Below are 21,686 nucleotides of genomic sequence, written 5' to 3'. Positions count from 1 at the left end.
TATAGCGCTAAAGGTCCAATCTCCAATTGAGGGCTAACAAAATCGATTATCAATGTCTATCGTTTCGGTTCATTAAAGCTTGTTTTCTTTCTGAAATGACATCACTTCGATCGCGACGCTTATGTTTATAAATGATGTCGTCTAACGCATGATCTTCATTTTCATTCCAAGAATGACCTTCTTCTTGACATTTTTGTTTACAAAGGTCAATCAAGTCATCATCTTCAAGGGGGATGGCAATTGGTTGATAAGCTTTTGAGGCAGTGACATCTTGGTGTTGCGCTTTTACTCGACGTATTAACTCGTCTACATTGATAGAAAGTTCTTGAAGTTTTTGTTCGTTATCAGACATTAATCGTTCTGCATTTTTATATAAGCGCTTAGCGCCAGCATAATTATTTTGCCGATGGTGATATAAAGCAACGGCTAATTGGATGAGTGCAACCCAATGGTCTTCGGATCGATTGCTTTGATTTTTTACATCTTTCCAATGTTCCTCGAGCACTTCATGACACTCAAAATAATCTCGCATGCCATGGAAGTACGTTAAATATTCAATGAACGGTTTAGGATAATGATTCAATTTATCGCCTCCTAAGGCAAAGGAATGGTTGTTTGTTTTCTATCTCATATCATATCGTATGAATCAGTTAGAGGAAACCGTGAAGTTTTAAAATATGTTATAATGCCGACAGTAAAAAAGAAAATGGTGAGTAAGTAGATGGAATATAGTGTGAAAATTGACCGTTTTGAAGGTCCACTTGATTTATTGTTACATTTAATTCAAAAAAATGATCTGGATATATACGACATTCCAGTCGCAGAAATTACGGATCAATATTTATCGTATATACATACGATGCAAGTTTTACAGTTGGATATTGCAAGCGAATATCTCGTGATGGCTGCAACATTAGTTGAGATGAAAAGTCGCATGCTCCTTCCTGTTCACGAAGATGAACTGGATGACCAAGATTGGTTGATTGAGGAAGATGAAGAAGACCCACGTGAGGCATTGATGCATCGCCTTTTAGAATATCGGCGTTTCAAAGAAGCGGCGGAAGGTTTGAAAGTACGTGAACAAGAGCGAAGTGAACAATATTCAAAACCTGTTACGAACTTAGAGCCATATATTGAAGAAGAAACGAATAAAAATGAATCAATTAATGCAAGTTTATACGATATGCTTGACGCCTTCCAAAAGATGCTCCAACGAAAAGTGAAATCCGATCCAGCAATAACAACAGTCCCCCGTGAGGAAATATCCATCGAAGATAGAATGGGAGAAATCATGGATACGTTATCGACAAATGGAGGGAAACAAAGTTTTAACAAGATGTTTGTTCGCTCTGACAGGTCGTTTGCAGTTGTCACCTTTTTAGCTATTTTAGAATTAATGAAAGGGAATGTGATCCAGTGTGAGCAAAGCTTTAACTTCGAAGATATTATCATTTACAAAACTGGAGGTGAGTCCCTTTGAGTGATACACATCATCAGGCGGTTATTGAAGGTCTATTGTTCGTTTCAGGCGATGAGGGGCTCGATGAAAAACAAATACGTGATGTTTTGGATATCGATATAGAAGAAGTACGTAGACATATTGATGTACTTAGGCAAAGGTTTGAATCAGAAGAGCGAGGGTTACAAATTGTTGATTGGGCTGGGCACTATCAGTTAACGACAAAACCAGAACATGCGGAATATTTTAAGCGTCTTGTTGAATCTCCGCAATCGACAACGTTATCGCAAGCAGCGTTGGAAACATTAGCGATCATTGCTTATAAACAACCAATTGCACGTGTAGATGTTGAGGATTTACGAGGTGTAAAATCTGAGCGTCCGATTCGGACGTTGCAAGCAAAAGGTCTCATTCAAGAAGTAGGTCGTTCGGAAGGAACAGGACGAGCAATCCTTTACGGTACAACTTCTGGATTTCTCGATCAATTTGGCCTACGTTCCTTAGATGAACTTCCACCATTACCAGATACAGAAGTCGATTCTTCTATTGAAAATGAAGTAGATTTGTTTTTTTCTCAATTCGAGAAGGTGGAGCAAGAGCATGAAAGTACAGAATAAAAAATATTGGATTTTTCGAAAACATCCATTTGCTAGAATGAAAGGGGGGATTCCTTCATGGGCAATAGCTTCGTTAAAAGTCAACTCAGCTTAACGAAAAACCACTTACATTCAGTCAGTAATCGTGTAAGGGATTACTTGAATAAAACAACACTTGATGATTTAAAGGTGGACGATGAGTCTGTATTAGAAGATGAACTATCTGATATATTAGTACAGCTACGTCGATTGAATGTTTTTATAGATGAAGGCTATGAGTCCTGTCAATTGGTATTAAAGAGTGGGACATTTCGTAAAGGGGCTGCAGAAAAGACGTTATATTGGATCTACTACCGATGCATTGAGGAATTTTTCCAACCGCGTCTAGATACATGGTATGAAGATAGTCGGGCAGCGTATACAGGAAAAAATGCTATTAAGTTTTATATATCGGTTCCTGACCATTTAAAGCAATTAGTAAAAGATGTTGAAAGCCCACTTCAAGAACTTCGAGAAGAATTAGAGTATTATGAAACAGATTTTCGAACGAAAATGCTCCATTCCAAGTAAACGAATAACAACAGTATGTAAACAGAGGCGACCTCATTTACTTTGTTCACCACTATTAGGTGTCACAGTAAAAAGGGTCGCCTTTTTGTTTGATTAAATCCTTCATATGAAAAACAGGAAAGGCACGATTTCGGGCATTTGTCACAACAATCATTTTGATTCATACGGTGTAATGACGACGCAATAAGGAGGGTCATTATGGACAATCAAGAACTGACACAATATGCTTCAAATTTAAAAGGGTGGCTTAAGCAATGTAGGGATATCATTGTCGCCCATCGTTGGGAAGAAGGAGATCGAGATTATCACCGTTCATGTCGAAAAATCATTGATGAAATCGATGAGATTGATTTGTCCTTAAGCGAACTTGACTCAGAAAATGTAAGTGAAGAACAGATCTCTCTGATCCAAGAAAAAGCAACATCTCTTTATGAACGAATGCAACAACAGACAGGGAACGAGGTTGAGGGAGAAGAGGAGCGGGCAGAAGGAACAGAACGTGTGAAGGTTGGTCAACATAAACTCCCGCCTTTAGATTATGATTATGATGCACTTGAACCTTATATTAATAAACGAATCATGGAGCTACACCATCAAAAGCACCATCAGTCTTATGTAGATGGGTTAAATAAAGCTGAGAAGAAATTGGCAGAAGCAAGACGAAAAAAAGATGACAGTCTAATTAAACATTGGGAAAGAGAATTGGCATTCCACGGAGCAGGACATTATTTACATTCTATATTCTGGAAAGTGATGAACCCTGAAGGTGGTGGAAATCCGCAAGGTTCTTTAGCGCAGCAGATTGATGATGATTTTGGGAATTATCGATCGTTTCGATGGCAATTTACTGAAGCTGCCAAACAAGTTGAAGGCGTTGGTTGGGCGATTCTCGTCTGGGCACCCCGGTCCAGAAGGCTTGAAATATTAACAGCAGAAAAACATCAAAACCTTTCACAGTGGGATGTGATCCCTCTTTTACCAATTGACGTCTGGGAGCATGCCTATTATTTGCAATATGAAAATAACCGCGAACGTTACATTGATTGCTGGTGGAACGTTGTCCATTGGCCAGCGGTTCAAGAACGATTTGATGTAGCTAAAAATGTTAAATGGGAACCGTTTTAATATGGAAAAAAACAAGGAGTACACTTAAGTGTACTCCTTACATTTGATCACTTTGCATAAATGACAGCTCTGATAAAAATATATCGAGCTGTTGGACAGTACGGTCTGCCGCATGCATCATTTGTCCAACATCGCCTGTCTTTTTGGTTTCATCCCCTGTAAAAACGCTCCGCAATTTCCCACGTGAATCTAACCAATGTGTTTCTAGAAACTGTAGGTAGGTCACCCAAAATTGTTCTATAAGCTCGTTTGTTTCAGTTGACAGCTCTGAACGTAATTGCTCATATACTGTTGGTATTTGTTTTGGGGCAAACTCCATTTCCTTTGAGTGGGGTCCAAATGTTTGTTTATGGACGGCATTACGTGCTTGATAACATTGCAACTTCATGGTTTGTAATTGCTCATCGATGATATGGGAAGAAGGAGTGAAGCTAGCTTCTGTATGAGAATCGAAAGATTCAACTGTTTGACGAAGTTGGTAAAACTGGTTTTGCAAACGTTTAAACCGATTTTGTAGTAGTAAATGATATATGAGTATGAAGGTGAGCAAAATAAGCGTGGTGGCTTGAAAGGCACTTATGGATGTGAACATGATGTCTCTCCTTTTGTCGTTTGCTACAACGCATTGATGTTTCAAATGGTGTTTACATTGTACTTCTATGCTAACAGAAAATTGTGCGAGTGACACTTGAAAATGATTAACTGAAACTGGAACGCATGAATCTTCACCAATGTCAAACGCTATATTTGAACTTAAAACAAGAGGGGGAGTCAACATTGACAGTAGCAACACAAATGAAACAAACAGTATCAGGTTTAAAAAGTGCCCAAGCAAGTTTGGAAAGTTTTGCTTTACAAACGGATGACCAACAGGCAAAACAACTTTTTCAACAAGCAGCTCAAGATGCGCAAGCGATCGTAGATAACTTAAACCCGCGCTTGCAATATATCGAACAAGAAGAACCGCAATACAAAAATTAACGTCATGTCGACGGGGGTTTCCTTCTCCGTCGGCTTACATATCGGAACTCATTAAAGAGGTGTTGTTGTTATGAAAAAAATCGTTATGGTTGGGGTGGCGATTATTTGTATCGGATTGTTGATTACAGCTTGTAACAGTAATCCCTCCTCGTTACCGGATCATCAAACAGGATTTGATGCATTAGGCAGTGATTCGATTGTTGATCAGTCTCGTGTTGATCAAATGAAAAAACAGATTAACGACAGGGAAGAAGTTGTAACAGTACATGGTGTAGAAATGGAAGATGACGTTTATATCAATGTGAAAGTTAAACATCGCCACCGCTTATTTTTAGAACGTTTACGAAAAGAATTTCATGAAATCGCTCAAAAAGTCGATCAAAATGCGACCGTTCACTTATCAACAGATAAACGAATTGAATGGGATTTAGACGCATTGGAATCAGAGATAAAAAACAGAGAAATTTCTAAGGAAAGGTTGCGGCGTGAATTAGATAACATAGAAGACAATATGAAAGGATGAGGCAGGTGAAAAAGTTTGGGAAAGAAACAACAAATGGAGAAGATGACACCAGAACAACAACATTATCAAAAAATGGCCAAAAAGCATGAAGTGAAAAGACCTGTCGTTAAAAATTGTATCAAAGCATTTTTTGTAGGTGGGAGTATATGTCTGATTGGTCAATTTTTACAATATGGTTATATGTTTTTCTTTGATTTTAATGAAAGTAGTGCGGGTGATCCGACTGTTGCGACGTTAATAATTGTAGCTACATTGTTAACGGGTTTGGGCGTATACGACCGTTATGCTCAATTTGCAGGTGCAGGTACTGCTGTACCGGTTACTGGTTTCGCAAACTCTGTTGCATCAGCTGCGATTGAACATCGAACTGAAGGGTATGTGTTAGGTGTAGGAGGGAATATGTTTAAATTGGCTGGGTCCGTCATTGTGTTCGGAACTTTCTCAGCATTTGTGATTGCCTTTATTCGAACGATTTGGATGACATGGGGGGGAACAGGATGAGAGTAGGAGCTAGGACTTGGCAATTTGAGCATACACCTGTCATTAAAAGTACAGGAGTGATAGGTGGACCCTTCGAAGGAAATGGCGCGATTCCCGATGACTTTGATTCAATTCATGAGGATTTATGGCTTGGTCAGGACTCATATGAAAAAGCCCAAAAGGTATTAACGGAAGAAGGTTGCTTAAAAGCGATCGATAAAGCGGGGTTAAAAAAGGAAGATGTGCAATTTGTTCTTTCGGGTGATTTACTAAATCAAATCACGTCAACGAGTTTTGCGTTTCGAAAATTACCGATCCCTTACCTTGGTCTATTTGGTGCTTGTTCTACTGCAATGGAAGGGCTTGCTCTAGCTTCCTTCATCGTTGATGCAGGAGGTGCTGATCATATTTTGACAGGGTCAGCTAGTCACAATGCAGCTGTAGAAAAAACGTTCCGTTATCCGACCGAATACGGCGGACAAAAGCCACCAACAGCTCAATGGACAGTTACGGCTTCAGGGTTTGCTTTAGTAGGAAGTGAAGGTGATGGACCGAAAGTAACATCAGCGACGATCGGTCATGTTATCGATATGGGGCTAAGCGATCCGTTTAACATGGGTGGTGCGATGGCACCTGCAGCTGTTGATACGATCGAAGCTCATTTACATGAAAGAGGAGTTGATGCCTCGTATTACGATCTCATCGTAACTGGCGACCTCGGTCATATCGGCCGTCCGATTGCATTGGAATTAATGGAAGAAAGAAACTTGAATGTGACAAATGAGCAATTTCAGGATTGTGGGCTAATGGTTTACCGAGAAGGGCAACCAGTCTTAGCAGGGGCAAGTGGGACAGGCTGTTCGGCAGCTGTCACATATGGTCATTTGCTCAACCGTATGAAGAGAAATGAATTTCAAAGAATGCTCGTCGTCGCTACAGGAGCCCTTTTATCACCACTTACTTTCCAGCAAAACGAGTCGATACCGTGTATTGCACATGCAGTTTCCATTGAATCGGGAGGTGACGAGTTGTGATCTTTTTTTGGGCATTTGTTGTAGGAGGGCTCATTTGTGTGGTTGGTCAAGTGATGATGGATGTTTTTAAACTAACCCCTGCTCACACATTAAGTACACTCGTTGTACTCGGAGCAATTGGTGATGGGATTGGTGTATATGAACCGATGATTGATTTTGCAGGTGCGGGTGTGACCGTACCGATTACGAGTTTTGGTAATTCACTCGTTCACGGAGCAATGGCAGAAGCTGAACAAAATGGTTTAATTGGGATTATTACAGGTATTTTTGAAGTGACAAGTGCGGGGATCTCATCTGCGATCATTTTCAGCTTTATTGCGGCCTTAATATTCAAACCTAAAGGATAAGGAGAGAAAGTTAATGACCGTATATCAGCAAGTCAAGCAAAACCTAGCCAAATGGAAAGGGATTGAAGCGGCTTTAAATGATTTACGAGAAAAAACACAGGATGATGAATGTTATGAAGCGTACCGTGAAGCAGTACTGGAGACTAGGACAATTTCGAAGAACTTAACGGACCGCCTTGTGGAATTAGAAAAAGAAGAACCACAATACAAAGGGAATTGATTAAAGAGGAGGGAGAAAATTGGCAGGTTGGCAAGAAGTCATTTTAAGAAGTTTTTTAGCCATCGTTCTACTGATTGCTTCTGCACGGCTGTTATTTCGAGGCTCCTTGTATAGACTCGGAGTGGTCGAACTTGTACTCGTTATCTTTTTAGGTGCTTCTCTAGCGTTTGGTGTTGTGCAGACTTCCGTACCGATCGCCCATGGTCTAATTGCTTATTTTGTAGGAGTATTAGCCATTGCAGGTATTCTATGGTTGAAACAAAAGAGTAAAGTATTTCGTTTCATGTTGCATGGTACACCTGTTCCTGTCGTGAAGAATGGGAAAATCCTTGAGGATGAACTTAAAAAAGAACGGTTAACGAGTGATGACTTGCTGTATGGCATGCGCCGTAGAGGCGTATTTAATGTACAAGATGTCGAATTTGCTATGCTTGAACCAACTGGAGAAATCGATGTTCTCTTAAAAAGTGATCAAGAGCCTCTAAAACCAGGAGATTTAAATATTCAAAAAGCCCCTGTCAAAGAGACAGAGACGGTGATTGTTGATGGAAAAGTACAAGATGAAGCGTTGGCAAGGCTTGGCTTTAGCCGAGACTGGTTGCATGAACAATTAGATTCGCAAGGGGCAATTGTAGAAAATGCTTTTTTAGCACAAGTGGACCGTGATGGGACAATGACAATGGACTTGTATGACGATCAAATTAAGAAAAAACAACCGAAAGAAAAACAACAACTTCTTGCATCGATCAAATCCTGCCAAGCACAGTTGGAGATTTTTTCCTTAGAAACGGAAAACAAAGATGCCAAGTTAATGTATGATCGTCTTGCTAAAAAAGCAGATCAAATTCGAGAAAGACTTGAACCATATTTGAAATCATAACTAATGAAAAAAAGGAGGGATGTGTTCAGAACTATTGTTCGTTGATATTGTCAATTGAAGGTTTTGATCCACAGCAGCAACAAATACGTCATCTGTACGGATGACGCCTTTTTTTAACAGTTCTTGCCTTAACCAAGCTTTTGAAACACCTAAGTAATTTAACACGTCTTCATAAATAAAGCCTTCGAGAATGACAGGAAAACTTATGAGATTTTCACTTGGTTGTATATCTGATGTTTGGTTATGACTTTGCCGCTTGTGAACAGATAGGCTCCCGTTTGCTTCGATAATCGCAACCTCAACTTCTTCTATATGAAAAGCTCCATTTTCTCTTAACATTTGTAATAAATTATCGATCGAATAATGCCACTTTTTAAGGCTTTTCTTTATAATTTCCCCTTGATAAACAACCACGGTCGGCTCAAATGTGATGAGCCGCCCAAATTTTCGGTATCGAATCATTAAATGATTGACGATACGTTGTAAACAAACGATTAAAATAATTGCCCCTATTGTAGGGATGTGTTTAACGCTAGGGTCCGCCAAGTCTGCTCCTGTAATTGAAGCAAGTGTAATGATAATTAAATAATCAAAAATGGGCATCTCATTAATAGCCCGTTTTCCTAAAACGAATGTAATTGTGAGAAGAAGTGGGAAAATCGTGATGATTCGTAAAAACACGGTTCCTAAATCTTGAAGCGTATTGAGCATAATTTTCTTCTCCCTTTATTTTGTTCTACTTGTATTTTTTTCATTTGCTCGCTTTTTATCCAAAACATTTGCAGACATTAAGAAAGAAAGTTTTATTCATAAGTAGATATATTTCGAATAAACTTGTACAAATCCATTTAGAGGCGGGAGATTTATGGGCAAAAAATTAATTTTAATGCTATTTGTCATTACGTTAACGATGATGAGTCTGTTAACGACGACTCAAGCATCAACTACATATCCAGGATCTGTTTCGGCACAAGGGGCCATTTTAATGGAACAAGAAAGTGGGCGTGTTCTATATGATAAACAAGCACAGACACCGATGCGGATTGCAAGTATTACAAAAATCATGACGGCGATATTAGCGATCGAACATGGAGATTTAGATGAAAAGGTAGAAGTATCTTCTAATGCGGAAGGGACAGAAGGGTCTTCGCTTTATTTGAGAGCGGGTGAAAAATTGAAACTCGAAGAACTCGTTTACGGCCTTATGTTACGTTCTGGAAATGATGCTGCTGTAGCGATCGCAGAACACGTTGGAGGAAGTGTCGATGGTTTCGTTTATATGATGAATGAAAAAGCAGAAGAAATAGGGATGGACAAAACAACATTTCGCAATCCACATGGCTTAGATACACATGAAGATCATATGTCAACGGCGTATGATATGGCAAAATTAACACGCTATGCGATGGAAAATGAAGATTATCGCGAAGTGACAGGTACGAGTGTTTATCGAACCGATACGAAACGAGAAAATGGCTTTCGTAGCTTTCGCAATAAAAACCGTTTAGTAAATGGAATGTATAAAGATTCAACAGGCGGAAAAACCGGTTATACAAAGAGAGCAAAACGCACGCTCGTTTCAACAGCAGAACGTGATGACCTGTCTTTGATTGTCGTTACACTTAATGCACCGAGTGACTGGAATGACCATATGAGTTTGTTTAACTGGGCGTTCGATACATATGAACTTCTTCCGATTGTGGAGGAGGGGGTTGTTGACAATGTCGATGACCCATTTTATGAGGATCGTTTAGAAGCGGACTATAACTTCGAATACCCTGTGACTCAAGAAGAATTAGAAGGGATCTCGAAACGAATCAACGTATACACACCGCCACAAGATGATGAATGGGAACGAAATGGGTATCCAAACCCGATCGGTACTATTGATGTGATGGTCAATGGTGATCAAGTTGGGAGTGTTCCTCTACGATTTATTGAAGAAGAAGAGGAAGAGGAAAGTCTTGGATGGTTTGAAAAATTGAAACGGACATTTTTACAATCTATCGGAGTGAAATAAATGGTTAATATTATTTGGGTAGGTTTGTTCGTGACGGGGGTTGTATTTGCGGCGATTAACGGCAATATGGAAGCAATCAATGAAGCGATTTTTCAAGGAGCAAAGGAAGCGGTGACAATATGCCTAGGCTTAATCAGTGTTCTTGCATTTTGGTTAGGCATGATGAAAATTGCAGAAGTTGCCGGTATGCTACGAGGATTAACGAAGCTAATGCGCCCAATTGCGGGAAAATTATTTCCTGATATCCCTAAGGACCACCCTGCGATGGGGTATATTTTATCAAATATTTCAGCTAACTTGTTTGGTTTAGGTAATGCTGCCACCCCAATGGGCATTAAAGCGATGGAAGAACTCAAAAAATTAAATGGTGGGAAAGATGAAGCGAGTCGTTCTATGATTACTTTACTTGCGATCAATACAGCGAGTATTACGCTTATTCCGACAACGATCATTTCTATCCGAATTGATTACGGTTCACAGAGTCCAACTGAAATAGTAGGAACAACGATTATGGCAACGACAATTTCTACGATTGCAGCAATTTTGATCGATAGATTTTTCTATTATCGACGAATCAGAAAAGGAGTATAGTGATGGCATGGCTTACGACGGTTTCCCTTTGGATCATCCCTTTATTCATCGCACTGATATTGGTTGTAGGGACATTGCGACGTGTTCCAACATATGAGACATTTGTAGATGGTGCTAAAGAAGGGTTTAACATGGCGGTCTCCATCATTCCTTACCTTGTTGGAATGTACGTCGCGATTTCTGTTTTTCGTGAATCGGGAGCAATGGAAGCGTTGATTGGTGTGATTGAACCTGTTTTATCTTTTATTGGCTTTCCAAGTGAGATCGTTCCTTTGGCATTAATACGGCCTCTATCAGGTACAGGAGCTTTAGGAATGACGACAGATTTGATATCTACATACGGTGCTGATTCATTTATTGGACGTTTAGCCTCTACGATGCAAGGGAGTACTGATACGACATTTTATGTTTTAACTGTATATTTTGGAGCAGTAGGTATCAAAAAGGTCGGTGATGCATTAAAGGTAGGTTTATTTGCAGACTTCGTCGGCGTCATTGCCTCAGTCATTATCGTGACCCTCGTGTTTTTGTAACATGTGTGTAGCTATTTCACACATGTTTTTTCTGTTTGTGGTATGCTAAATTTGCCACTATCTTTAATCTTATTTGAGAATGAATAATAAAACCGCTAAAATAAACGGTTGAGTATAATGATTAGAAAAGTGCGTACAACTTTATTATACTGTTTTTTGATTATAAATAGAGGAAGGCTGATTATGAATGGAACGACTTCAAAAAGTAATTGCACAAGCAGGAATCACTTCACGACGAAAAGCTGAGAAGTTGATTGAAGAAGGAAAAGTAACTGTGAACAAAGAGACCGTGAAGACATTAGGAGTGAAAGTGAACCCGAATCAAGATGATATTGAAGTAGAAGGGATTCCACTTGAAAAAGAAGCACCTGAGTATTACGTATTGTACAAGCCTACAGGAGTGATATCAGCAGCGAGTGATGACCGAGGAAGAAAAGTTGTCACAGATTATATAGGGACCGATAAGAGAATTTACCCTATCGGGAGACTGGATTCGGACACATCAGGCTTAATATTGTTAACAAACGATGGTGAATTTGCGAATCAATTAATGCACCCATCGTATCGAATTCCTAAAACGTATATTGCAAAAGTGAAAGGACTGCCTTTAAACCAAGAATTAAAACAATTGGAACGAGGGGTCAAACTAGACGGTAAAAAGACGGCGCCTGCAAAAGTGAAGCGAATCAAATCAAACCGCAAAAAAGGAACAACGGTTATAGAGATCACGATTCATGAAGGTAGAAATCGCCAAGTTCGACGTATGTTTGATGCGATCGGTTATCCTGTTGATAAATTAAAGCGAGAAAGGTACGGAATGATTACGTTAAAAGGGTTAAATGCAGGAGAGGCTCGAGAATTAACTCCTAAGGAAGTAAAACAACTTCATGACTGGGCTGTCACATAATGGACACAAATTATCTGTGTAAAACATTTGTTTGTAATACGTTCGTGGTGTTAATATAAGTTTAGTAAATGGCTTGGGGGAATCTACATGAAAAAGAACCGTCTATTGATCCGTGCTATCATTTTAATCGTGATGGCTGTTGCAATAGGATATACTTTTTATAACCATTTTGTAGGTGATAGAGGGGTTGTAGATGCTGGTGATGAAGCGCCAAATTTTGCTCTAGAAAATTTAGATGGCGAAAAAATTATGTTAGAAGATTGGGAAGGGGAAGGTGTGTATTTAAACTTTTGGGCGACATACTGTGCGTTTTGTCGAGAAAAAATGGGATATTTAAAAGAGCATTATGATACATACCGAGATAAAGGTGTCGAAGTCGTGTCGGTTAATGTAGACGAATCGACGGTTCAAGTAGAGCGACATCAAGAGCGTGCCAACTATCCGTACCCAATAGCTATCGACAGGGGGATGCACGTAAGTAATGCTTACGGTGTACAAAGCTTACCTAGTGTATTCCTTATCGATGAAACTGGTGAGGTCATTGAACATACCGTAGGGGCTAAAACGGAAGAGCAAGTCATTGAATCCCTAGAACAGCTCGTTCCAGAAACGTAGTGGAGGGTGAGAGATGGAGAAGGTGAAATGTGAATGTGGGCACGTGAACCCATACGGAACGGTGATATGTGAGTCTTGCGGGAAGCCGTTACAAGATGAGGGGAAAAGTCTTTTAAATATGCGTTACGAAGGGGCAGCTAGAAGGTCACAAACGTATAAACGGTCGGTTGTCGATCATATTTGGAATTTCTTTTCGTCGGTTAAAGTAGGTATTTGGATTATTGTATTATTGCTCGTTGCTTCTGGATTTGGAACGATTTTTCCACAAGTAGAGTTTATACCACCTGGTGAAAATCCAGCTGTTTTCTATGAAAATGAATATGGAACGATTGGTCAATTATACTATTTGTTAGGTTTTCATAATTTATATGGATCTTGGTGGTACATGTTACTTATTGCAGCTTTAGGTGTATCACTTGTGATATGTAGTTTAGACCGTGTCGTTCCACTTTATCGAGCGCTAAAAAAACAACGTGTCACAAGACATGAAGGATTTTTAAAGCGACAGAGAGTTTTTGGTACAAGCCGAGGTTTGGATCATGAGGGTGAAATTGAAAAAGCCACAAAAGTATTAAACGAAAAAAAATATAACATCTATGAAGAAAATGGGAATATCGTTGCTGAAAAAGGTCGATTCTCAAGGTGGGGACCTTACGTTAATCACATCGGACTAATCATCTTTTTATTTGGAGCGATGCTACGATTTTTCCCAACTATGTATGTAGATGAAAATATTTGGGTTCGCGATGGTGAACAAGTGCCTGTCAAAGGGACTGATGGGCAATATTATTTGTATAACGAAAATTTTGAAATTGAGTTGTATGATGAAGACGATGAATTGTATCAAGAGGCACTCATGCGAGAAGGGTCTTCAGTTGTGGAAACCTACCGTACATCAGCTGTCCTGTTAGAAAGAAGTGATGACGGAATAGTAGGAAGTGAAGCTGATTATGAGAAAGTGAAATCACACGATATAGAAGTGAACGACCCGTTAACTCATGATGGGTATTCTATTTACCAAGTTGACTATAAGTTAAATGAACTTTCCGAATTTAGCTTTCGACTTCAATCTGTTGCAGACGACAACGGAGATGTACCGGATACAGAGATTACGGTAGATCTTTATGATCCAGAAATGAGTTATGATCTCGGAGGCGGTTATGTCGTTGAAATTGAAGAGTATTTCCCAGATTACGTGTTTGATGAACATAATCAAGAGCCTACAACAGCTACACGAATCCCTGATAACCCACTCATTATTTTCAACGTGCAAACACCTAGTATTCCAGATGGTGAAAAGAGCGTTGTTGGTGTCCAAACGAATGAACCGATTCTTGGAGAAAACGAGTATCGATTGGAGCTTTCAGGCGTTGAAATGAATGATGTCACGGCTTTAACTGTACGACTTGACCGAACGCTGCCGTTACTTATTGTTGGTGGATTTATCTTTATGGTTGGCCTTATCCAAGGATCTTATTGGAGTCACCGCCGAATATGGTTACAGCAAAAAGGTGAGGAATTGTGGGTTGCTGGGCACACGAATAAAAACTGGCAATCTTTGATGAAAGATTTTGAAGCGATATCTTCTAATACAAACATTGCGATGCCTATTGACCAAGTTGAAGAAGATGAATTGGAGCAGGAACGTCAATATCAACGACGTCGCGATGAGGATCAAGGGAGTGATGTAGATGCCTGAATTAAGTAGCAACCTATTACTAGTAGCTTTTTTCTTATATTTGCTTTCAACGATTCTTTTTGCTGTTGCTGTGACAGGTAAAAAATTCCGTAATCGACAAGGGCATTTTCAAAACAGATCAGGTTTTTTGGGTTATGTTGCCTCAATTATCGGTTTTCTATTCGCAATGGGATATTTCATAACACGTTGGATCGCCGCAGGTCACGCTCCGGTTAGTAACATGTTTGAATATACTGCCTTTTTAGCGATCATGATGAGCTTTGCATTAGTGATCATTTATACGATCTATAAAAGTGATATTCTTGGGCTTTTTACGATGCCAGTTGTCATGTTAATCATCGTGTATGCTTCCATGTTCCCAACAGAAATTCAACCGTTGATTCCTGCTCTACAATCGTATTGGCTTGAAATTCATGTGATCACAACAGCGATAGGTCAAGGCATACTAGCAATTAGTTTTGCAGCAGGACTAATCTACCTTGTGCGGGTTATTGACTTCACAAAACGAAATAAGCGCGTGCGCGGGGTTGAATTTATCCTTTACACGATCCTTTGTTTTGTCGCCTATATTAGTCTCAGTATTGGATTTAATGTTGCAGGGTATGAGGCAGAATTCCAATATATTAATGAAAACGGACAAGAGGCAATGATGGAATATCCGATGCCTGCTGTTGTAGGCCCTAACGAAGGCCAACTTTTGACTGATCAAGCTATGGAACCATTTCTTTCTGCCCCATCAATTATTGAAAGTAATGATTTAAACACAGTGGTTTGGTCAATGGTTTCTGGTCTCTTGCTTTATTGGCTGATTCGATTAGCGATTCGTAAGCCGATTGGGGCAGTCCTTCAACCGTTAACGAAGTCAATTAGCCCTCAAGCCGCAGATGAATTAAGCTATCGAGCCATTGCAATTGGTTTTCCTATTTTCACGCTCGGAGGTTTAATTTTTGCGATGATTTGGGCGCAAATTGCTTGGACACGTTTTTGGGCATGGGATCCCAAAGAAGTGTGGGCGTTAATCACTTTCCTCTTCTATGCTGCTTACCTTCACCTTCGTCTATCAAGAGGTTGGCATGGAGAACGAAGTGCCTGGCTTTGTGTCATCGGTTTTGCGATCATCATGTTTAATCTGATCTTTGTTAACCTCATCATTGCTGGATTACATTCATATGCATAAACAAAATAAGAGAATTTTAAATGACTGTTCCCTTAAAAGTCCGGGAACAGTCATTTTTTGTGAAGTCAAACCTTGTCAAAGTGTGTTCTTTTCAAAAAAAAAACGTGCTACAATAGCATATGAAGTTATTTTTGATAGAAACGCAGTATCTGTTTTGAGAGATGAGGGGGATTAGAATGGCTGAAGAAATGAAAATTTTAGTTGTTGATGACGAAGAAAGAATTCGCCGTTTACTACGTATGTATTTAGAACGTGAAGACTTTATTGTAGAAGATGCAGAAAATGGTGAAACGGCTTTAGATATGGCGATCAATAAAGATTACGATTTGATTTTGCTTGATTTAATGATGCCAGGGGTTGATGGCATTGAAGTATGTGAGGAAATTCGCGGTAAAAAAGCGACACCTGTTATCATGCTGACAGCAAAGGGTGAAGAATCAAATCGAGTACAAGGGTTTGAGTCAGGAGCAGATGATTATATTGTAAAGCCCTTTAGTCCGCGTGAAGTCGTTTTACGAGTAAAAGCGTTGTTAAGGCGTTCTTCACAAACGAAGTTTTTAGAAACAGAAACGTCGACAAAAGATATGCTCGTATTTCCGCATTTAACAATTGATAATGATGCTCATCGTGTGACGACAAATAATGAAGAAATTAGCTTAACGCCAAAAGAATATGAACTGTTACATTATTTAGCTCAATCACCAGATAAAGTTTTTGCCCGAGAGCAACTGTTAAAAGACGTTTGGAATTATGAATTTTTTGGTGATTTGCGAACGGTAGATACACATGTGAAACGGTTACGTGAAAAATTAAGTAAAGTTTCTCCAGAGGCAGCTGATATGATTTCAACTGTTTGGGGCGTAGGCTATAAATTTGAGGCGAATCCTGAATGATGTTTTGGCGTAGTGTCGTTGGAAAACTATGGGCGACGATTATCCTCCTTATGGCTGTCGTCCTCATTGTTGTTACGATTCTCTTATTACAATATTTTGAGCGCTTCCATACCGCTCAAGAAGAGGAGCGATTGACAAACCATGCTTCAGTTATCGCTACGGTTATAGAAGATGCAGATGATGTTGATTCAGCAGTTGAATCAGCCATGAATATCGCAAAAAATTACAGTTGCAATGTGTTTATTGCTACTTCTGAGGCTGAGTATTGGTATTCAGATCAAAAAGGAGAATCTCTTATACCATCAGCCACTTTTTTTGAGGATCAGGCATTGTCCGCAGTATTTGATCATCAAACTGAGGTTATAAACCATGGAAGTGATCCTTTTTTTATCGATGGTCAACAACTAGAAAATGAACAAATGATTGTTGGTATCCCGGTTGATATAGGTGGCGAATCGGGCGCTGTCTTTATGTATCAGTCTCTTGATGTCGTTGAAGGAGCAAGAGGAGAAACGACAAATATTATTTTGTTATCAGCGGGGATTGCGATTATTTTAACGACCGTTTTTGCTTTCTTCCTCATGACAAGAATTACAGCACCTCTTCGTAAAATGCGAAAAGCTTCTTTAGAGGTAGCGAAGGGGAATTTTGATACGAAAGTACCAATTCTAACCAGGGATGAAATTGGTTTACTAGGTATGGCATTCAACCGAATGGCCCGTGCGCTAAACAAAAATATCACTGCACTGAATCAAGAAAAGGAACAATTATCACGAATTTTGAGTTCAATGGCGGATGGTGTTATCACGTTAGACCGCGAGGGTTCACTTGTTGTGACGAATCCACCGGCTGATCAATTTATTCGTGCATGGGTGTTCGAACAAGGATTGTCATCAGAAGAAACACCTCAAATACCGAAAGAAATAGAAACGTTGTTTAATCAAGTTGTAGAGTTAGAAAAGGAACAAATGGTTGAAGTTGATGTACAAGGGCGGTCGTGGGTTGTTTTAATGACGCCACTTTATCAAAAGTCTGATGTACGTGGTGCGGTTGCCGTCCTTCGTGATATGACGGAAGAACGAATGCATGACAAGTTAAGGAAAGATTTCATTGCAAACGTATCCCATGAACTTCGAACGCCTATTTCTCTGCTTCAAGGATACAGTGAGGCGATTGTAGACGATGTCGTTCCTTCAGAAGAAGAAAAACGAGAATTGGCTCAAATTATTTATGACGAGACATTAAGAATGGGACGGTTAGTCAATGAATTGCTTGATATCGCTCGAATGGAAGCAGGACATATTACTTTAAATCGTGAACGCTTTTCACTTAACGACTTTGCTGAACGAATCATGAATAAATTCCAAGCATCGGCAAACGATCACAACGTTCAATTAATCTCGAATATCGAGAATAAAGAGATCGATATGGATGCTGATCCAGATCGCTTAGAACAAGTATTAACAAACTTAATTGACAATGCTTTTCGTCATACGAGTGAGGGAGGCAAAGTTTTGCTTAATATTCGTTCGGATGATGAAGGTGTACAATTAGATGTAACAGATACGGGTTCAGGTATTGCTGAAGAGGATTTACCTTTCGTGTTTGAAAGGTTTTATAAGGCAGATAAAGCAAGAACACGTGGACACTCTGGTACAGGTTTAGGGCTTGCGATTGTTAAAAATATCGTCGAAGCTCATCGGGGTCAAGTGTCAGCTCACAGCAAATTAGGAGAAGGAACGACGTTTTCCGTATACATCCCCTATGGTTTGGATGACTCATAGCGAATAGGCGCGAAACTTTTTGTTTCATCAGAAACATTGAAGAAAAAGTCACCATATGAGGTTATTAAGCAATGGAAAATGATTGCTTTCCCCTCTATGGTGACTTTTGTTAATGTAAAGGTGATACTTAAAGTGATTAAATGCTTAAGTGCTTTTATTTATGATGTTGCTTCATTTTTATAGATTTCTCTCATCACGTGTGTCAATTCTGGTATGATGAGTTGTTCTGTTGCAAGTTTAACAGCACCCGAGGACCCGGGAATTGAAAAGACCGCTGTTTTACCTCGCACGCCAGCTACAGCACGACTCAGCATTGCCGCAGCACCGATGTCATCTCGAAAACTAAGAAATCGGAATAATTCACCAAAACCAGGGATTGTTTTGTCGAGCATACTGCTGACGGCTTCGTAAGTTGTATCACGTAAAGTGATGCCAGTGCCCCCATTGAAAATAATCGCTTCAATGTCTGAACGGTTATCTGCGCCTCTTACCATTTCACGGATCGATGTGTATTCATCTTTTGTGATTTGGTAATCAGTCACTTCGTATCCTGCTTCTTTAAGCAAGTCAATAATAAGTTTTCCACTCTTATCTGTGGCTTTTGTACGAGAATCAGATACGGTAACAATCATACATTTCACGTTTTTTGGTGCTTCTTTGCGGTGTTGATTTACGCCCATGTTTATAACTCCTTTCATCTACTTCATATATCTATTTTAGAGGTACTTGAACAAATCCACAAACTTATTTCTTGTTGATGTCGCTAATTGTTTGTTTTATAGTATAATGGAAAAAGTAAATCAAACAAATCTTTAAGGTCACGTTAGTTAAGCGTGTGAAAAGGGAAGTTGGTGAAAATCCAACACGGTCCCGCCACTGTAAGCGAAGAGGACGTTTCAAATACCACTGTCGTATATCGACGGGAAGGGAAACGATTCCGATGAAGCGTAAGTCAGGAGACCTACCTTAAGGATTCATCGCAATGCCTTCGAGGAAAAGGTAAGCGAAACGAGGACCTGTCGTATAAGGTAAGAGTCAATGCTGTTGTGTTGATGTTAAAATGTCGACAAAACGTTCTTTCGCTAAGGTTTTCATCGAAGGCTGACGAACCAAAGATATGCTGTTTATCGTTATAGTATTAGCAATCAATGTCGTTTTTTGCTAGTACGAAAACGGCCAGTATATTCTTTTGCTTCGTCAGTCTTTTCTTTTTCAAAGGTGTGGTTTGATTTACAAATACATATTATAAAAAGGGGAAGATGATTTTGTTGAAAAGAGGAAAACGATTAACGCTTTCTGTCATCTTTTTTGGCGTACTTTTAGTCGGATGTAATGATGCAGAAGAAATCCCAAAAGATTTAGAAGACCAAAGGGAAACGGAAAGCGCCGGTGATGAAGGGGCGTTTCCAGTAACGGTGAAAGACGCGTGGGAACGAGAAGTGACGATTGACGAAGAGCCAGAAGAATTGATTTCTATCCTTCCTAGTAATACTGAATTTGTGTACACCTTAGGTGCATTTGAGCGACTTGTCGCTGTAACAGATAATGATGATTATCCAGCTGAAGTTGAAGACCTTCCTTCTGTTGGTGACATGGAAATTGATATCGAAGCATTATTAATGAAGAACCCTGATCTTGTTTTAGCTGGAGAATTGAACAACCCAGACGGGGTCGAACAAATCGAAGAAGCAGGGGTAGATGTTATTGTCGTTGACGATGCACATTCAATTGCGGAAGTTCAAGAAACAATGACAATGATCGGGGAAGTGCTTGGTTTAAATGATAAAGCCGAAGAATTAAACGAAGACTTTGATACACGCATTGCACAAATTGAAGAAAAGGCAGATATGATTAACGATGAAGAACGAGCACGTGTATGGGTGGAAATTTGGCCAGAACCAGAGTTATTTACGGTTGGAGAAGGAACGATATTAAATGAAATGATTGAAATGGTTGGCGCAGAAAATGTCGTTAATGAGCAAGGTTGGCCTGAATATAATGAGGAAGATGCGGTGCTTCATGATCCTGATATCATTATTACGACATATGGAGCAGCAATTGAAGATTCGAAACAGCAAGTACTTGATCGAAGTGCATGGCAAGATGTAGAAGCGGTGAAAAACGATCGAGTTCACGAGGTTGATTCTGGGTTAGTTGAGCGGACGGGCCCACGTATTATAGAAGGAGTCGAACAACTTGCTGAAAAGATCTATCCAGATATTTATTAAGAGAAAATCTCGTTTTTTCACTTATATTATTGCGACAGTATCACTGTTGTTCGCCATTTTTTTTGCAGTGTCTTCGGGAAGTGCAGAGTTATCTTACTTAAATATCGCAACGATATTAATAGATAAGTGGTTACCGTTTGAAGCCGATATTGACGGAACATATACTCATATCATTCATGAAATTCGTCTTCCGCGGATCTTTCTTGCTATGTTTGTAGGGGCGAGCTTAGCACTAGCAGGAGCTGCGTTTCAAGGGTTGTTAAAGAATCCACTTGCCGACCCTTACACTTTAGGGGTTTCATCTGGGAGTGCGCTCGGTGCTGTATTGGTTATTTATTTTGGGTTCAGTTTACCCTTTCTCGGTTCGTTAACACTTCCGTTTGTCGCGATTATCGGTGGATTTTTGTCTCTGATTTTTGTTATTAGTTTTGCCAAAATGGTGCAACGACAGCTAACAATAGAGACAATGATTTTGACAGGGATTGTGTTTAGCTCCTTTCTCGGTTCGTTATTGTCTTTATTTATTGCGTTAAGTGGAGATGAACTGCGACAAATTATCCATTGGTTGCTAGGTTCTGTTGCGATGCGAGGGTGGGAACATGTTTTTTTACTGATCCCTTTTTTCATAATAGGCTATGTCATATTACAGACGAATGCACGAGAACTTAATGCATTTGCATTCGGTGAAGGGACAGCTCATGATTTAGGAATAAATGTTGAAAAGCGAAGGATATTGATATTGTTTGCTGCTTCTCTTATGACAGGGGCAGCTGTGTCCGTATCAGGTACAATTGGTTTTGTAGGGTTGGTCGTCCCACACTTTGTTCGTTTGTTGATCGGTGCTGACCATAAACATTTACTCCCGATTTCTGCGATTGTAGGCGGGACCTTTCTCATTTTAGCTGATCTTTTTGCACGTACGATCATCGCACCAACTGGGCTTCCACTAGGGGTCGTGACAGCACTTGTAGGAGCACCGGCTTTTGGTGTCATTTTATTACGAAGAAAAATGTCGTAATCGTGT

The 21,686-nt window shown here is 39.7% G+C and carries 26 protein-coding genes and 1 riboswitch; of the genes, 22 read left to right on the top strand and 4 right to left on the bottom strand.

The annotated features are described in order from the left end of the window. Nucleotides 1-49 precede the first annotated feature (49 nt). Nucleotides 50-583, bottom strand: a complete 534-nt coding sequence (locus HNQ41_RS05550) for a DUF309 domain-containing protein (RefSeq protein ID WP_184663424.1) — start codon at nt 581-583, stop codon at nt 50-52. Nucleotides 584-721: 138 nt separating this feature from the next. On the opposite strand from HNQ41_RS05550, the gene HNQ41_RS05545 reads away from it, so the two are divergent. The 4 genes from HNQ41_RS05545 (at nt 722) to HNQ41_RS05530 (ending at nt 3,750) form a co-directional block, all read left to right on the top strand. Continuing rightward, nucleotides 722-1,480, top strand: coding sequence for a segregation/condensation protein A (locus HNQ41_RS05545; protein WP_184663423.1), 759 nt, complete (start codon nt 722-724; stop codon nt 1,478-1,480). Further along, nucleotides 1,477-2,076: an SMC-Scp complex subunit ScpB gene (gene scpB / locus HNQ41_RS05540; protein ID WP_184663422.1), complete on the top strand. Its 600-nt coding sequence runs from the start codon at nt 1,477-1,479 to the stop codon at nt 2,074-2,076. Before HNQ41_RS05545 ends, scpB begins: the two co-directional genes overlap by 4 nt. Nucleotides 2,077-2,133: 57 nt before the next feature. Beyond that, nucleotides 2,134-2,625, top strand: a complete 492-nt coding sequence (locus HNQ41_RS05535) for a DUF3907 family protein (RefSeq protein WP_184663421.1) — start codon at nt 2,134-2,136, stop codon at nt 2,623-2,625. Nucleotides 2,626-2,823: 198 nt separating this feature from the next. Beyond that, the gene (locus HNQ41_RS05530) at nt 2,824-3,750 is read left to right on the top strand and encodes a superoxide dismutase (protein WP_184663420.1); all 927 of its coding nucleotides are present in this window, start codon (nt 2,824-2,826) and stop codon (nt 3,748-3,750) included. Between the two features lie 37 nt (nt 3,751-3,787). Here HNQ41_RS05530 and HNQ41_RS05525 read toward each other — a convergent pair whose 3' ends face one another. Then, nucleotides 3,788-4,342: a hypothetical protein gene (locus HNQ41_RS05525; protein ID WP_184663419.1), complete on the bottom strand. Its 555-nt coding sequence runs from the start codon at nt 4,340-4,342 to the stop codon at nt 3,788-3,790. Nucleotides 4,343-4,527: 185 nt separating this feature from the next. Here HNQ41_RS05525 and HNQ41_RS05520 point away from each other — a divergent pair, with 185 nt between their 5' ends. The 7 genes from HNQ41_RS05520 (at nt 4,528) to HNQ41_RS05490 (ending at nt 8,215) form a co-directional block, all read left to right on the top strand. Then, nucleotides 4,528-4,731, top strand: a complete 204-nt coding sequence (locus tag HNQ41_RS05520) for a DUF1657 domain-containing protein (protein WP_184663418.1) — start codon at nt 4,528-4,530, stop codon at nt 4,729-4,731. A 70-nt stretch (nt 4,732-4,801) separates the two neighbouring features. After that, a complete protein-coding gene (locus tag HNQ41_RS05515) occupies nt 4,802-5,254 on the top strand; it encodes a hypothetical protein (protein ID WP_184663417.1) in 453 nt (150 codons plus the stop codon). Nucleotides 5,255-5,287: 33 nt separating this feature from the next. Beyond that, nucleotides 5,288-5,755 carry a stage V sporulation protein AC gene (gene spoVAC, locus HNQ41_RS05510; RefSeq protein WP_184663583.1) on the top strand — a complete coding sequence of 156 codons (468 nt, stop codon included), beginning with the start codon at nt 5,288-5,290 and terminating at the stop codon, nt 5,753-5,755. Then, complete coding sequence (gene spoVAD, locus HNQ41_RS05505; RefSeq protein ID WP_184663416.1) at nt 5,752-6,768, top strand: stage V sporulation protein AD; 1,017 nt, start codon at nt 5,752-5,754, stop codon at nt 6,766-6,768. The genes spoVAC and spoVAD overlap by 4 nt, the downstream gene beginning before the upstream one ends. After that, on the top strand, nt 6,765-7,115 hold the full coding sequence (gene spoVAE / locus HNQ41_RS05500; protein WP_184663415.1) for a stage V sporulation protein AE: 351 nt from the start codon (nt 6,765-6,767) through the stop codon (nt 7,113-7,115). The genes spoVAD and spoVAE overlap by 4 nt, the downstream gene beginning before the upstream one ends. A gap of 13 nt (nt 7,116-7,128) precedes the next feature. Further along, nucleotides 7,129-7,335: a hypothetical protein gene (locus HNQ41_RS05495; protein WP_184663414.1), complete on the top strand. Its 207-nt coding sequence runs from the start codon at nt 7,129-7,131 to the stop codon at nt 7,333-7,335. Between the two features lie 19 nt (nt 7,336-7,354). Then, nucleotides 7,355-8,215, top strand: coding sequence for a DUF421 domain-containing protein (locus HNQ41_RS05490; RefSeq protein WP_184663413.1), 861 nt, complete (start codon nt 7,355-7,357; stop codon nt 8,213-8,215). Here the strand turns inward: HNQ41_RS05490 and HNQ41_RS05485 are convergent, their stop codons facing one another. Next, complete coding sequence (locus HNQ41_RS05485; RefSeq protein ID WP_184663412.1) at nt 8,216-8,926, bottom strand: DUF421 domain-containing protein; 711 nt, start codon at nt 8,924-8,926, stop codon at nt 8,216-8,218. Nucleotides 8,927-9,080: 154 nt separating this feature from the next. On the opposite strand from HNQ41_RS05485, the gene HNQ41_RS05480 reads away from it, so the two are divergent. The 9 genes from HNQ41_RS05480 (at nt 9,081) to HNQ41_RS05440 (ending at nt 18,434) form a co-directional block, all read left to right on the top strand. After that, nucleotides 9,081-10,235, top strand: a complete 1,155-nt coding sequence (locus tag HNQ41_RS05480; RefSeq protein WP_184663411.1) for a D-alanyl-D-alanine carboxypeptidase family protein — start codon at nt 9,081-9,083, stop codon at nt 10,233-10,235. Continuing rightward, a complete protein-coding gene (locus tag HNQ41_RS05475; RefSeq protein WP_184663410.1) occupies nt 10,236-10,826 on the top strand; it encodes a nucleoside recognition domain-containing protein in 591 nt (196 codons plus the stop codon). Between the two features lie 2 nt (nt 10,827-10,828). After that, a complete protein-coding gene (locus HNQ41_RS05470; protein WP_184663409.1) occupies nt 10,829-11,359 on the top strand; it encodes a spore maturation protein in 531 nt (176 codons plus the stop codon). A gap of 187 nt (nt 11,360-11,546) precedes the next feature. Continuing rightward, complete coding sequence (locus HNQ41_RS05465; RefSeq protein ID WP_184663408.1) at nt 11,547-12,266, top strand: pseudouridine synthase; 720 nt, start codon at nt 11,547-11,549, stop codon at nt 12,264-12,266. Nucleotides 12,267-12,353: 87 nt separating this feature from the next. Further along, on the top strand, nt 12,354-12,881 hold the full coding sequence (gene resA / locus HNQ41_RS05460; RefSeq protein WP_184663407.1) for a thiol-disulfide oxidoreductase ResA: 528 nt from the start codon (nt 12,354-12,356) through the stop codon (nt 12,879-12,881). Between the two features lie 13 nt (nt 12,882-12,894). Further along, nucleotides 12,895-14,580, top strand: a complete 1,686-nt coding sequence (resB, locus tag HNQ41_RS05455; RefSeq protein WP_184663406.1) for a cytochrome c biogenesis protein ResB — start codon at nt 12,895-12,897, stop codon at nt 14,578-14,580. Then, entirely contained in the window at nt 14,573-15,757 is a 1,185-nt protein-coding gene (ccsB, locus tag HNQ41_RS05450; RefSeq protein ID WP_184663405.1) for a c-type cytochrome biogenesis protein CcsB, read from the top strand. The genes resB and ccsB overlap by 8 nt, the downstream gene beginning before the upstream one ends. A gap of 176 nt (nt 15,758-15,933) precedes the next feature. Beyond that, nucleotides 15,934-16,650, top strand: coding sequence for a response regulator transcription factor (locus tag HNQ41_RS05445; protein WP_184663404.1), 717 nt, complete (start codon nt 15,934-15,936; stop codon nt 16,648-16,650). Then, nucleotides 16,647-18,434 (top strand): ATP-binding protein, encoded by a 1,788-nt coding sequence (locus HNQ41_RS05440; protein ID WP_184663403.1) that lies wholly within the window; start codon nt 16,647-16,649, stop codon nt 18,432-18,434. The genes HNQ41_RS05445 and HNQ41_RS05440 overlap by 4 nt, the downstream gene beginning before the upstream one ends. 158 nt (nt 18,435-18,592) lie before the next feature. On the opposite strand, the gene HNQ41_RS05435 is transcribed toward HNQ41_RS05440, so the two are convergent. Then, a complete protein-coding gene (locus HNQ41_RS05435) occupies nt 18,593-19,114 on the bottom strand; it encodes a MogA/MoaB family molybdenum cofactor biosynthesis protein (protein WP_184663402.1) in 522 nt (173 codons plus the stop codon). Between the two features lie 118 nt (nt 19,115-19,232). Further along, nucleotides 19,233-19,417, top strand: a riboswitch (cobalamin riboswitch). A 282-nt stretch (nt 19,418-19,699) separates the two neighbouring features. Here HNQ41_RS05435 and HNQ41_RS05430 point away from each other — a divergent pair. Together HNQ41_RS05430 and HNQ41_RS05425 are read left to right on the top strand one after the other, a co-directional pair. Next, nucleotides 19,700-20,662 (top strand): ABC transporter substrate-binding protein, encoded by a 963-nt coding sequence (locus HNQ41_RS05430; protein ID WP_184663401.1) that lies wholly within the window; start codon nt 19,700-19,702, stop codon nt 20,660-20,662. Continuing rightward, nucleotides 20,631-21,680 (top strand): FecCD family ABC transporter permease, encoded by a 1,050-nt coding sequence (locus HNQ41_RS05425; protein WP_425506962.1) that lies wholly within the window; start codon nt 20,631-20,633, stop codon nt 21,678-21,680. The genes HNQ41_RS05430 and HNQ41_RS05425 overlap by 32 nt, the downstream gene beginning before the upstream one ends. Nucleotides 21,681-21,686 lie beyond the last annotated feature (6 nt).

The organism is Texcoconibacillus texcoconensis (genome assembly GCF_014202575.1).
Classification (GTDB): Bacteria; Bacillota; Bacilli; order Bacillales; family Salisediminibacteriaceae; genus Texcoconibacillus; species Texcoconibacillus texcoconensis.
The sequence above is the reverse complement of the archived record's forward strand: the minus strand, read 5'-3'. Positions and strand labels throughout refer to the sequence as shown.

Coding starts and splice junctions, on each gene's coding strand:
- HNQ41_RS05440 (WP_184663403.1), top strand. CDS start 16,647: ATGATGTTTTGGCGTAGTGTCGTTGGAAAACTATGGGCGACGATTATC.
- spoVAD (WP_184663416.1), top strand. CDS start 5,752: ATGAGAGTAGGAGCTAGGACTTGGCAATTTGAGCATACACCTGTCATT.
- HNQ41_RS05480 (WP_184663411.1), top strand. CDS start 9,081: ATGGGCAAAAAATTAATTTTAATGCTATTTGTCATTACGTTAACGATG.
- HNQ41_RS05465 (WP_184663408.1), top strand. CDS start 11,547: ATGGAACGACTTCAAAAAGTAATTGCACAAGCAGGAATCACTTCACGA.
- HNQ41_RS05495 (WP_184663414.1), top strand. CDS start 7,129: ATGACCGTATATCAGCAAGTCAAGCAAAACCTAGCCAAATGGAAAGGG.
- resA (WP_184663407.1), top strand. CDS start 12,354: ATGAAAAAGAACCGTCTATTGATCCGTGCTATCATTTTAATCGTGATG.
- resB (WP_184663406.1), top strand. CDS start 12,895: ATGGAGAAGGTGAAATGTGAATGTGGGCACGTGAACCCATACGGAACG.
- spoVAC (WP_184663583.1), top strand. CDS start 5,288: ATGGAGAAGATGACACCAGAACAACAACATTATCAAAAAATGGCCAAA.
- HNQ41_RS05515 (WP_184663417.1), top strand. CDS start 4,802: ATGAAAAAAATCGTTATGGTTGGGGTGGCGATTATTTGTATCGGATTG.
- HNQ41_RS05545 (WP_184663423.1), top strand. CDS start 722: ATGGAATATAGTGTGAAAATTGACCGTTTTGAAGGTCCACTTGATTTA.
- HNQ41_RS05485 (WP_184663412.1), bottom strand. CDS start 8,926: ATGCTCAATACGCTTCAAGATTTAGGAACCGTGTTTTTACGAATCATC.
- HNQ41_RS05470 (WP_184663409.1), top strand. CDS start 10,829: ATGGCATGGCTTACGACGGTTTCCCTTTGGATCATCCCTTTATTCATC.
- HNQ41_RS05435 (WP_184663402.1), bottom strand. CDS start 19,114: ATGGGCGTAAATCAACACCGCAAAGAAGCACCAAAAAACGTGAAATGT.
- HNQ41_RS05535 (WP_184663421.1), top strand. CDS start 2,134: ATGGGCAATAGCTTCGTTAAAAGTCAACTCAGCTTAACGAAAAACCAC.
- HNQ41_RS05475 (WP_184663410.1), top strand. CDS start 10,236: ATGGTTAATATTATTTGGGTAGGTTTGTTCGTGACGGGGGTTGTATTT.
- HNQ41_RS05530 (WP_184663420.1), top strand. CDS start 2,824: ATGGACAATCAAGAACTGACACAATATGCTTCAAATTTAAAAGGGTGG.
- HNQ41_RS05445 (WP_184663404.1), top strand. CDS start 15,934: ATGGCTGAAGAAATGAAAATTTTAGTTGTTGATGACGAAGAAAGAATT.
- ccsB (WP_184663405.1), top strand. CDS start 14,573: ATGCCTGAATTAAGTAGCAACCTATTACTAGTAGCTTTTTTCTTATAT.
- HNQ41_RS05525 (WP_184663419.1), bottom strand. CDS start 4,342: ATGTTCACATCCATAAGTGCCTTTCAAGCCACCACGCTTATTTTGCTC.